Raw genomic sequence first — 11,888 nt, 5'->3', positions numbered from 1 at the left:
GAACATTTTCATATTGCTAGCTGCCGGTTTCATTTTTTATCCGTGCATTAATGTATTCCACGGCCTGGGAGACATCCATAATGCCATTAATCGCGTTCGTTACGCCTTGTCCGATAATAATCTCTGCCTGTCGTAGGTTAAAGGGCACCCCTTTATTCCCCTGAGATTCCCTGATTCCTGACATTCCTTTTTCATTCAATAAATTAAACCACGGATAGACGTTGAGAACGTTTTGATCGTGGCTGATTCCGGACCAGGCGCTGTTCCCTCCTAACAGAACCAGATGGCGCGCAATTTCATCGGAATAGAGCCAGTGGAAGAACTGCTCAACCTGTTTTTTCTTTTTACTGTAGCGGGACATGCCAATAGACCCCCCTCCCAGCTGTGGAATCTGTCCCGGAACCTGAGCATAGCCGATTGTAGGGGCAATGGCCGTATGTGCAACGTCATTGAACAAGTTGAGATACATAATCAGCATGGCAAGATTTCCGCGCTCAAACTGTTTAACAGCGTCACTCCACCACTCTCCGGGTAGATTCACCGCGACGGAAAGCTGTTGCAGGTACTGATCAAGAGCGATTGCGGCAAGTGAAGCATCCAGCTGCACGGGTTCACCTTCACGCACCAGACGTCCGCCGAGAGCGTAATAACGCAGCAGATATTCGGTGGCAATAAGCCCTGAACTACCCAGTGTTATTGCCGTTCCCATCGGGCGCAGCCGGTTATCAGGTTGATGCAGCTTACTGAAGAAAGCCGCTATTTCATCGAATTGCGCAAAGTTCTCAGGCAGCGTTAATTCTTTACCCGTTGTTTCATAAAACATCCGTTTTATCGTCGCATCCTCAAAGAGATCGCGTCGGTAAAACAGGAGCTGCATACTAGCATCAAAAGGAATTGCCCAGGCGGTCCCATTCACCAGGCCGAAGTGCTGCTGAATTTGCTCAGAGAAGTTATCCAGGAGTAGCGAAAGGGTAGGGGAAACAGACTCCAGAGGTAATAAAACTTTCTCTGCAAACCAGGGAAAACAAGCCATATCGATTCGTAGCAGATCGTAATAGGGATGCAGATGAAGGTGGGAGAGAATTTCAAATACTTCATCATAAGGATAAACCGCGAGATTTACCTTAATGCCAGTCTGGCGATAAAAGTGGGGTAATAGTTTCTTCAGCGCATCGGTTGAGGGACTAGGCAAAATCAACATATTCAGCGCTGCCTCGGCTTCAGGCGGCTGTACGAACTGGCCATTCAAAGAAAAACCGCAATTGGTCAGAATGCGATGCTTATCCTGGTTTTTGGGCTGACGAATGTGGGAAGCCATTGATGTCCCCAGGCGACCATAATCCATCTGGTAGCTTGTGACGCCCTCGAAAGCAGCAGGCAGATTATCACTCAATTGCAGTACTGGTGGACAGGACCGGGAACTACCAAACCAGGCTGATTGCGTCAATGCACGCGTTTTATCACTATTCTGAACGATAAAAAGATCAGGTGGTGCCCCGCGGAAAAAATCAAATGCGACGGTGTTCGATTCACTGGCGAGTGCCGGTAAAATCGTGAGTTTAGTTTGCGGACTCAACGCTCGGCATGTTTCCTGTATCGCCTGAATAAAACATGTGCTGTGAGCGTATTCAAGCGGTTCGCAGAAAACGCCGATATGGCTCGGTTGCTGCATCAACGCCCTTTTTGCTATTTCTTCACCCGCAGTCGCGTAATCCAGACTGAAGTAATATTCAGCCCCAGCAGGTTGCCGATATGCAAAAAGAATATTCTCCGCAGGCAGTTTGAGCACTTCGTAATAGGGTTGGCTATTGCTCAGGCAACTGACGGTGACAATAGTCTGGTAAGACTTCGCCGTCAGCGTTTGCAGAATCTCCAGTTCCAGATTGGATAGGTCATTCGTCAGATAAAGATCCAATGGTTCGCTTAACGAAGGCTTACAGAACTGGTGTAAACCCCGATAAAGCTGATAGTACTGCTCCGTATTAATATCCGGCAAAATCAGCGCTATCCCTTGGCTTTTGCTGGCTCTCAGCGATTGCGCCTGTGCATTTAACTGATAGCCAACTTCCTTAGCTGCGCGTTGAACCGCTTCAATCTTTTCAACGCTCACATTTCCTCTGCCATTGAGAACATTAGAGACGGTTCCGTGCGAAACACCGGCAATTCTTGCTATGTCTTTGATAGTTGGCATTTTTACATCCTTTCTTTGATGCTTCGATGCTAGCACGGCGTTCATCCGGAAACTATCGTAGTTGATATTATTTGAACGTTACAAAATAAAATTGAGTAATTTTTACTCTAAAAATTCTCGATCTACTTAAGGCTAAATCACTTAATGATGTGGTTTAAATTACAACATAATGAAATTATTGATAAAAATAATAAATCCTTGAAGAGGATCACTTCTGGGAGAAAAGATCGTTGTTTGCGTGAAAGAGTAGAATGATAATTGACACGTTCCAATTACGTTTTATTACATTATCGATTAAAAGAACAGCATTGCGTTTGTGATAAGAGGGAAATTATGAAGATCCATTTTCTGGGAACGGCAGCATCTGAAGGGATACCTAATCCTTTTTGCCGCTGTGAGCACTGTCAACACGCTCGCATACGTAAAGGAAAAGACTTACGTACACACTCATCAGCGATTATTGATGATGAACTGTTGATTGATGTCGCGCCTGAATTCAGCCAGCAACTGCTTCGTGAGGGTCTGGACGCAACGGAGATCAGGTCGCTACTGTTTACCCATACTCATCCCGATCATTTCAACGTCGGCGATCTTTTTAGCCGAATGGAAGGTTACGGATTTGAAATTACTCATCCGCTACATATCTTTGGGAATGATCGCGCCATTAACGGTGCGGCAGAGGTTTTGCCGGGTTACAGCGCTGAAAGATTTGCTTTTCATTGCCTGGTGCCCTTCGTGACGGTTGAAACCCGTGGATATCGTATTACCCCATTGCTGGCTAACCATGCCAAATGGGAGCTTTGTTATACCTGGTTTATCGAAAAAGAAGGTCAGTCAATTTTCTACGGCCATGACTCTGGCTGGTTTCCTGAGCTTACCTGGCAGTGGCTGGAAGGGAAAAAAATTGATTTGGCCGTTCTCGAATGTACCTACGGCTTTAATGGCGACAATCGTACAAATAACCATATGAGTCTGGAAACGGTCTTCGCCGCCAGAGACAGGCTTGCAGAGCTGGGCTGCCTTAATAAAAAAAGTAAACTCATCGTCTCACATATTTCACACAGCGGCGGCCTGCTACATGATGAGCTCGTGGCGGCGTGCGATAAAGAGAACATTCTTGTCGCCTGGGATGGGCTTAACCTGAGCATCAATCAATAAAGGATATGCAATATGGACCTTAATAAAACACCACGCCTGTTGATTATGATGTTCATACAGTACTTTATGCAGGGGGCATGGAATATGACCATGGGGCTGGTATTAAGCACCTATGGTATGGCGACCATAATTGGTTCATCCTATGCCTTACTTGGACTGGCGACCATTCTCTCACCTTTATTTATTGGCATGGTAGCCGACCGATTTTTTTCATCTCAAAAAGTCATGGCGATCCTGCATTTAATTAATGCTGGCATTCTGTTGTTTGTTCCGCAGTTCATCGAAGCACAAAACACGGGCATGACGCTGACCATGATTTTTCTCGTTGGACTACTTTTTTATCCAACAACTGCGCTGGCAAATAGTATCAGTTTCAGCCATATTAACGGGGTAAAATACTTCCCGTTTATACGTGTTTTCGGCACATTTGGCTTTATGGTTATCGGCTTTATTATTGGTGAAATGGGCTTTTCCGGCAACACCATCACCTGGTATATTGCGTCAGCCTCCGGTGTCGTTCTTGGCCTATATTGCTTTACGTTACCGAATACTCCGCCAAGAGCGAAAGGGAGTGCCTTTACCCTTCGCGATCTCTTATGTCTGGATGCTCTGGCACTCTTCAAAGATCGTAGCTTTACGGTTCTGATGCTCAGTATTTTTGTACTGATGATCCCAAAAACTGCTTACTCCGCCTATATTCCAGTCTTTTTAAAAGCACTTGGTTTTGATAACGCTGCAACAATGATGCAGGTAGGCATTGCCTGTGAAGTCGTTTTCATGTTCCTCCTGTCGTTCTTCCTACTGAAAGCAGGCTTCAAAATCACTCTGATGCTTGGCGCTGTTTGCTGGATCATTCGTACGCTGTTGTTTGCCCATGCCTCTCTGGATGCCAACATGATGTTTGTGCTGATCGGTTTGATGTTACAGGGTTTCTGCTGGGACTTTTTCTTTACCGTGGGCGATATTTATGTTGACCGTAAAGCCGCGCCAGAGATTAAAGCGCAAGCCCAAAGTTTACGATTTATCGTCTCCAACGGCGTGGGCCTACTGTTCGCCTCTACCGTATGCGGGCAGATCTTTAACAGTACCGTGACTGAACAAGGTCCTGAGGCTTTACCGCAATGGGAGACATTCTGGTTAGTTTCTGCCGGTGTTGCCGCGGTGGTGAGCGTCTTCTTCCTGATTTTCTTCCGGGATGATCTTTCAAAACGCAAAACAGATCTCTCCCTGAAAAAAGCAAATTCCTGAATTATTGAGGATGTCTCATTAAGGTAATTGCATGAATAATCTGGCCGCCATTATCAATGAACAAGGTTTTTTACCGTTAGTTACGATCGTCAAAATCAGCATTGCGTTTATTCTGGGTGGCATTATTGGCCTTGAAAGAGAATCGAAAGGGAAACCCGTCGGATTCAAAACTTGTGTCATTTTGTCTGTCGCCAGCTGCGTGTTAACTGTTGTTTCAATACAGTCAGCTGAATACTATGCAGAAATTTCGATGAATATTCGTAGCGATCCAATGCGTCTGGCGGCTCAGATTATCAGTGGCGTGGGTTTTCTGGGGGCGGGAGTGATTCTGCACCGACACGACGATGCTATTTCTGGCCTCACGACAGCGGCAATCGTCTGGGCATCTGCCGGGATGGGAATCGCCTGCGGTGCCGGTTTTTATTTTCACGCATTCTTTGCTACAGGGTTATTTTTATTGGCAATAAAATTGAGTCCATTTATCATTTTCTTACAAACTAAGAATCAATTTCCAGGTAAAGTGAAAGTTCGAGTCATTCTTGATGAACGCGATGCGCTTGAAAATTTGATAACACGCATTCATCAGCAAAAGAATATTATTGAAAACATTACCATCAGAGATATTAAAAAAGGGAAAATAGAGGTTAACTTAAAAGTTGTCATTCGTAAAAAGATGACCTTACCCGACTTGTACCACGATCTTACTCATGTTGAGCACGTTTGTGCAATTGCTCTTGAACATTGAGTTGGCTGAAGCGATAGGCGCTAGCCCCATACGCAGCTTATTGGCGTATGGGGAAGCACTGTAATGCCAAACGCGAAAATTTGACATTACGGTCGTGGTTATTCACGGATAGTGCAGGCTAGTTTAATTCTCTGATGATAATCTCCTCAAGCTTTTCAATACTTATCTTTCTTATTTGTTCGCATGAGAGGGGAGGTCTGACAATACGCAGATGCATTTGTTCATCTACGATTAATACTAATGGCCTCTCATGGTTACTACGGGTAATGTCTAAAATTGAACATATTCGCCACATTCGTATTAAACCTGTAGTTAAAAATAGAGATGTTATATTTCCGGTTAAATCATGCAGCCTTGCGCAAAATGATAACCGATATCATCCCCAGGATGAGGGGATGGATGGGTTCTAATATAATACCTACCCGCGACCTGATTGAGAATTACTCTGTCTTTCTTTTCCCATTTGTTATTATTCTGATTCAGGGTGAACAGGGTTGAACCATTAACTAAATGGCTCAATATCCATTGTCTGTTCCTGCAAATTCCAGGTTTAATGATGCCATCTAACTCATGGTGGATATAAAACTCTACGAGCAATAAATGACTGTCATTATACCTTGCGCCAGCAATAAGGAATTTGGCCCAACGATAGCTATGCATGATTTTCCTCTTAATTATTAATGTTACTTACTAAGTCAAATTCAACAGATTATCTGTATGAAGTGACTGAGTGTTCTTGTTTTAAAATATATAAAGAAGAGACCATTAATTCAATGCGGAATTTATTTATCAATAATTATAGATGTAAAAGGTTCAATAGATTAATTTTTAAATATTTATAATGTAATTTTAATTTGAAAAAGAATTTTTACGTGAAATTTAAATGTTTTTTATTAGGTTTTAATCGCTGTAAAGTGTGATGGTTTGATACTTAATGTATGTTTTTGTTTTTAATTATTCTAAATAGTTTAAATGTGTAGGTTATTGTTTCTTATGTGCCCATAATTTTGAGGCTGCACACATAATTAAAATAAAGTGATTAACTGTATAACATTTAGTATGCTTTTATTGATACTATTGATTTACCAACACGATACATTACTTCAATCTTCCCGGGATGCGGCAGGGCTGAATATGCCATGGACTTCTCTTGCCGCAGCAACCGTGGTGTTCACAGGATGCAGAATCATTATGAAGTACTTAATCGAAAACAAAGTATTTTATAACTCTGGGTCGGGTAAACTCATTCATATCGATATTGGCGTAACGGAAAAACACCAGTTAACAAAAACGGCTAATCATATTCTGGCGATACTGATTGCATCTCATGGTGAGGTTGTGTCCCGGCAAAGCCTGTTAGAGAGGGTGTGGGAGTCGCGGGGGCATGCAGCATCAAATTCCTCTTTAAATCAGTATATTAGTATTCTCAGAAAGAAGTTATCATCCTTAACGGGAATAGATAATGCTATTTTGACAATCCCCGGCGCTGGTTTCTCTCTCTCAGCAGAGATCAAAATAAAACGATGTGATGAAGTCGTTAAGGGAGTCTCCCCTCCAGGACGGTTTCGTCACCTGAAACTCGGTGGAGCTATGGCTCTTGTATGCAGCCTGATTTTTATTTTTGCCATAAAATATGAAGTTGCTGCAACATCGATCCTGGCGAAAGAATCAGATAACCTGACTCGTATTGGGCAGTGCCACATAAAATCTTACGTTCAGATTCCAGAGAGTATGCAGGGGAACATTATTAATGTTCTGACTATGCATCATCCAGGCCTGCTTGAGTATTGTCAGAGCGATCCGGCCAGGTTGATAATTTATGTCCAAAGAAGCGTACTTCATGGTCGGTCTGGAGAAATATTTTCCTCATTTTGCCCTATGGATAGCATAAGCAATAAAATCATCTACTGTAATAATGTCTATGCAAATAAATGGAGGCAACGTGATTAAGAATAAATTCTATCTATACTCTTTTTTTTTGTGCTGTGCAGTAATTGCTATTGTTTTTTATTTATTAGATTTCATGAGCAGGAAAAATAAAATAAAAACATGTGAGGCAAGTATTTTTTATACTATTTCATCGTTGAACGATTCATATACCTTTGATGGTCGTGTTTTATTTGATATGAGTAATAATACTGGTTATATTGCGTTGTCGGGAAAAATAGTCAATGGCGATGAATCTTACTATCTTTCGCAGGATATTACTTTTGATTATCTGGAGGTAGGCGAAGGGCGATACAAAATCCAGCCCGGGGAGCGACGTGATAATAAACATGGAGATGCTCCTGATAACCTTGTTATGCCAATCTACGATATAATGGGGCTATCAGGAAAATCGCCCATATTTATCTTTACCAAAAGTAGGGACTATATAGTCTGGGGAACACTTAATGCACCGGCTATGACCTGTGTCTTTACTATGGATAGATGAGCGGCGGATATTCGTTGTGTTTTGAATTACTGAAAATCCCCGACGACTCGCGCCGCCGGGAACGATATTACTTCGTTGCCCCTTCCAGAGTCACTTTGTCATTCTCCCCGCTGGTGATGGTCTGCTGATGGAGGCTATCGGCGAGCGTGACGTCATTTACCGCGAAGAATTCCCAGGCCTGCGGCGTGTTGGCGAACGTCACTTCATCAAACTGACTGTCGTGGAGGAAAGAGATACTGGTGGCTTTGGTATTGCGGAATTTGACGTTGGAAAAACGCAAATTCTGGTGATAAGCATCGCGAGAGTAAGTTAGCCCAAATGACTCCGCCATTTCGGCGATGGTCATCCCATCCACCAGAATGCTATTTTTCGCCGAAGTACCGTCAACGGTGACGTTCTGTACCTGAACATCGCGGAACTGAGCGGGCTCATCGGCTGGCGTCGTATCATTCACATCCGCGCTGTATTTAATCGTAAAAACAAACGGTTCTTTAGCGATATCCTGCATCGCGTTATTGCGGAACAGTACATCGCGCACGCCGCCGCCATAGTAGGGGCGACTCTTCATGCGCAGGCCGACATCGGTCATATACATGACGTTATCCTCGGCGCGAACTTTCTCGATCCATGCTCCGGTATGGCTGCCGGTTACCACGGCACCGTGGCCTTTGCGGAAATAGTTATTAAAGATCCAGGCCTCGCTTTGTGGTTTTTGATGGAAGGTTTCCGCCCCTTTACCAAACCCGGCGGCAAAGTTGACGCAATCATCTCCGGTGTCGAAAAAGTTATTGAAGACTAAAGCGTTTTGACTATTGCCGAACTCCACACCGTCGGCATTATTGCCATCAAAAGTCTGATGGATCAGCCCGTTAAGGGTAATGTTTTCCGACTCAAGCGCCATCACGCCGTGGAAGGCGGGGTTACGAATGGTGAGTCCGGCAAGGTAGAGATTTTGCACGCCGCGCAGGGTCATCAGGCTGGAACGGCGATTTTTATAGGCGCTATTGCTTTCAACGCCTTCGCCGATGGCTTCCTCGGTCTGATTTTTTGCCAGAATGCCATCTGTGCTGACTTTTTTAGCATTGCTCGCGCGGTACTGCGGCAACTCGTTACCCAGTTCATCGGTAATCGTCGCCTCGCCGCCGTTTTTTACGCCCCGGGTCCAGCCGTTGCCGTCAATAGTGCCTTTACCGACAATGCGAATATTGCGAAACGTTCCGGCAGGGGATTCGCCTTTATCGTTGCTTTCCAGCACGTTAATTAATGATGGCGGGCGACGAGGCTGCGGATGATCGCTGTAGGGATAGAGGTAATAGCCTTTTTCCAGCGGATATTGAGCCGGATCTTCCGAACCGAGGAGCGTGGTTCCTGCGGCAATCTCCAGCGTCATGTCGCTATGCAGGAAGAGGGCACCGGTTTTGAATTCGCCGCCGGAAATCACCACTTTGCAGCCCTGCGGATATTGCGCGACGGTGCAGCTATCAATCGCCTGCTGCAACGCCTGGGTGTTTAGCGTCGTGCCATCGTCCTTTGCACCGAACGTTTTGGCCTCTATGATGTGCGGCGTTTTGCTGGTTCGCGCTTTAATTACGGCGCTATCCGGGGATTCTTTACCCTCGGCATAGACCGTGCGTACCGTAAATTCATATTCCGTATCCGGCTTCAGGCCGTCGACGGTATAAGTACGCAGGTCGATTGGCTGCTGCCAGCCGTCGCTGGCAACGCGCTGGTAAAAGTTATCAATATAGGGCTTTGCCGGGGAATAGTGGTTCTGATTGTCTCTTGCGCTACCCAGCCGCTCGCCGTCACGATAGATAACGTAGTCCACGACCTGCTCCGTCTCCGACTCCGGTTTTTCCCAGACCAGCACCAGGCTGTTTTCATCGGCAGAAAGTATCGGAACCATCACATTCTGCGGCGCGGAAGCGGGCGCATCCTGGTGGTTATCATTCGCGCCGCTGTTGTCATTGCAGCCGCTTGCCACCCCGGCCAGAGCGAGGGTGAGTGCCAGCATATAGCGTGAAGGTTTGAAGCTATTGCGCATGGATTTTCCTTAATGTCATATTTTATGGAAAAACAAAACCAAACTTCATTAAAAATGAAATTGTATTTTATATTTTCACTGGAAAATAAACGCGAGTAAGGTCAATCTTTCGCCAGCCGAAAAAAATATTTCGTCAGTAAGAAAAAGTGAGTGGGGAAAGGTAAAAAATCCCCCATTATTGGGGGGCAGAGTATTCGATACGATATCCCCTCAAAGACGGCACGATGCGGGCAAATCCAGCGGGCCCCAGATGCATACCGGCAATCAGCAGGTTTTCTCTTGCGGCCTGAGCAAAGATCTTCTCTCGCGTCATTTGCGCTTGCGAAGGATCGCAATCAAAAGCAATAGCGACTGCGGGCTGTGCGGCCTGAATATGTGGAAAATGGACGATATCGCCCCAAATTAGCAGGCTTTGATGAGCCGAATCGATGCGAAATCCGCTGTGCCCGGGGGTATGGCCGGGTAGCCAGAGCGGACGAATACCCTCGACCACTTCACGATTATCCAGAAAACTGAGGTTGTGCGCCCAGGCGTCAAGCGTGCGGCGGGCGAGGGCGAAGTTACGCTGCCCCCGTTCATTGGCCCGTTTTAGCATGTAGTCATCCTGCCAGTATTCGGCTTCCAGAGGGTGAAGATGCAGCCGGGCGTTGGGATAGACTGGCGCCCCGCTCGCATCCAGCAGGCCGCCGATATGATCCGGGTGCGCGTGGGTCAACAGCACGGTATCAATATCTTTCGTCGCGACGCCTGCGGCCTGCAGGCTTTCCAGCAATACGCCGCCCGCATTATTCAGTCCTCCCGTACCGGCATCCACCAAAATGGTTCGTCCTCTCCCACGGATAAGATAACCATTAATGTCAATATTACCGGGGTCAGTTATGCCCGCAGAGCGCTGGATTTCCCCGGCGTCATGGCTATCTATACCGGACAGCAGCGCCAGGCTGGCGGCCATGCTGCCATCACTAAGGGCGGTAACCAGAAAATCACCAATCTGACGGGAAATAAATGAGGGATTGTGCATACATACCTTTTGCAGGATAAAGAAATCAATAGAGTGACGTTTGATCATGCTACGTTCTGTATTTAGCGGTCGGAAGCGATATTCTTTCACTGCTCAATGATATTTAGTCACTAAAACCGAAAAACCGAGATTGCCAGAATGCGAAAGAAACTCCCCAGTAGCGCTTCTCTTCAGGCCTTTGAGGCTGCGGCCCGGCATGGCAATTTTGCCCGCGCGGCGCTCGAGCTGTCGCTCACCGAAGGGGCTATCAGTCGACAAATTGCCCGGCTGGAGTCTCTGTTGAACTGCCAGCTTTTTGAACGGACGGGAAGCCGGGTGCGGCTGAACCCGAACGGTGCGCGCTATGCGCACCATGTGCGCGAAACTCTGGAGCGGCTTGAACGAGATACCCAGTATCTGATGGGCGCAACGAACGGCAGCCGAAGCCTGGAGATTGCCGCGCCGCCGACATTTGCCAGCCGCTGGCTGATCCCTCGTTTAGGGGACTTTCAGCAAAAAAATCCTGATATCACATTGAATATCGCGGTCAGAACCGATCCGTTTATCATCACCGGCAGCGGTTTCGATGCGGCGGTTCACTTTGAACACCCGGCGTGGGCCGGAATGCGTATGCAATTTCTGTTTGAGGAACGGCTGGTTCCGGTATGCCATCCCGCGTTACTGATGAGAGGGGATATCGCCAGCCTGCTGAATGAACTACCGCGCATTCATCGACGGCAGAACCCCGACGCCTGGCCTCGCTACGCTGAAGAGTGCGCCATCGCGCTGGATAATCCGGCGCAGGGTGTACGTTACGATCTGCATGAAATGGCGATTGCCGCCGCGCTGGCCGGACAGGGCGTTGCGCTGGTGCCGCATGCTTATATCGAAAAAGAGCTGGAAAACGGGTTACTGGTTGCTCCGTGGCCGATAGCCAGCAGTCTGAGGAAGCGCTTCTGTCTGGTGAAGCCGCTGGCAAACGGGATCAATGAAGCGGCGCTACAGGCGTTTGAACAGTGGCTGGTGGCGCAATGAAGGCCCGACAGAAAGCCGGGCCACAATCAAACA

At 46.6% G+C, this 11,888-nt stretch carries 10 protein-coding genes; 6 read left to right on the top strand and 4 right to left on the bottom strand.

Annotated features, from left to right (window positions below; translation table 11 throughout):
- Positions 1-16: 16 nt before the first annotated feature.
- Positions 17-2,191 (bottom strand): extracellular solute-binding protein, encoded by a 2,175-nt coding sequence (locus tag ACMYSL_RS21630; protein ID WP_434659912.1) that lies wholly within the window; start codon positions 2,189-2,191, stop codon positions 17-19.
- A 333-nt stretch (positions 2,192-2,524) separates the two neighbouring features.
- Between ACMYSL_RS21630 and ACMYSL_RS21625 the strand changes: the two genes are divergently transcribed.
- The 3 genes from ACMYSL_RS21625 to ACMYSL_RS21615 are packed head-to-tail and all read left to right on the top strand — an operon-like array spanning position 2,525 to position 5,342.
- On the top strand, positions 2,525-3,349 hold the full coding sequence (locus tag ACMYSL_RS21625; RefSeq protein WP_139538899.1) for an MBL fold metallo-hydrolase: 825 nt from the start codon (positions 2,525-2,527) through the stop codon (positions 3,347-3,349).
- Positions 3,350-3,361: 12 nt separating this feature from the next.
- A complete protein-coding gene (locus ACMYSL_RS21620) occupies positions 3,362-4,597 on the top strand; it encodes an MFS transporter (RefSeq protein WP_139538900.1) in 1,236 nt (411 codons plus the stop codon).
- 31 nt (positions 4,598-4,628) lie between these two features.
- Entirely contained in the window at positions 4,629-5,342 is a 714-nt protein-coding gene (locus ACMYSL_RS21615; protein WP_139538901.1) for an MgtC/SapB family protein, read from the top strand.
- A 339-nt stretch (positions 5,343-5,681) separates the two neighbouring features.
- On the opposite strand, the gene ACMYSL_RS21610 is transcribed toward ACMYSL_RS21615, so the two are convergent.
- Positions 5,682-6,002 (bottom strand): hypothetical protein, encoded by a 321-nt coding sequence (locus tag ACMYSL_RS21610; protein WP_139538902.1) that lies wholly within the window; start codon positions 6,000-6,002, stop codon positions 5,682-5,684.
- 474 nt (positions 6,003-6,476) lie between these two features.
- On the opposite strand from ACMYSL_RS21610, the gene ACMYSL_RS21605 reads away from it, so the two are divergent.
- Both ACMYSL_RS21605 and ACMYSL_RS21600 read left to right on the top strand, forming a co-directional pair.
- Positions 6,477-7,292: a winged helix-turn-helix domain-containing protein gene (locus ACMYSL_RS21605; protein ID WP_434659911.1), complete on the top strand. Its 816-nt coding sequence runs from the start codon at positions 6,477-6,479 to the stop codon at positions 7,290-7,292.
- A complete protein-coding gene (locus ACMYSL_RS21600) occupies positions 7,285-7,776 on the top strand; it encodes a hypothetical protein (protein WP_434659910.1) in 492 nt (163 codons plus the stop codon). The genes ACMYSL_RS21605 and ACMYSL_RS21600 overlap by 8 nt, the downstream gene beginning before the upstream one ends.
- 67 nt (positions 7,777-7,843) lie before the next feature.
- On the opposite strand, the gene ACMYSL_RS21595 is transcribed toward ACMYSL_RS21600, so the two are convergent.
- Both ACMYSL_RS21595 and ACMYSL_RS21590 read right to left on the bottom strand, forming a co-directional pair.
- Entirely contained in the window at positions 7,844-9,820 is a 1,977-nt protein-coding gene (locus ACMYSL_RS21595; RefSeq protein WP_434659909.1) for a glycosyl hydrolase family 28 protein, read from the bottom strand.
- A gap of 175 nt (positions 9,821-9,995) precedes the next feature.
- Positions 9,996-10,841, bottom strand: a complete 846-nt coding sequence (locus ACMYSL_RS21590; RefSeq protein WP_434664197.1) for an MBL fold metallo-hydrolase — start codon at positions 10,839-10,841, stop codon at positions 9,996-9,998.
- A 138-nt stretch (positions 10,842-10,979) separates the two neighbouring features.
- Here ACMYSL_RS21590 and ACMYSL_RS21585 point away from each other — a divergent pair, with 138 nt between their 5' ends.
- Positions 10,980-11,855 carry a LysR substrate-binding domain-containing protein gene (locus ACMYSL_RS21585; RefSeq protein ID WP_434659908.1) on the top strand — a complete coding sequence of 292 codons (876 nt, stop codon included), beginning with the start codon at positions 10,980-10,982 and terminating at the stop codon, positions 11,853-11,855.
- Positions 11,856-11,888 lie beyond the last annotated feature (33 nt).

The sequence above is a fragment of the Klebsiella sp. MISC125 genome, assembly GCF_051131775.1.
Lineage (GTDB): Bacteria > Pseudomonadota > Gammaproteobacteria > Enterobacterales > Enterobacteriaceae > Klebsiella.
The sequence above is the reverse complement of the archived record's forward strand: the minus strand, read 5'-3'. Positions and strand labels throughout refer to the sequence as shown.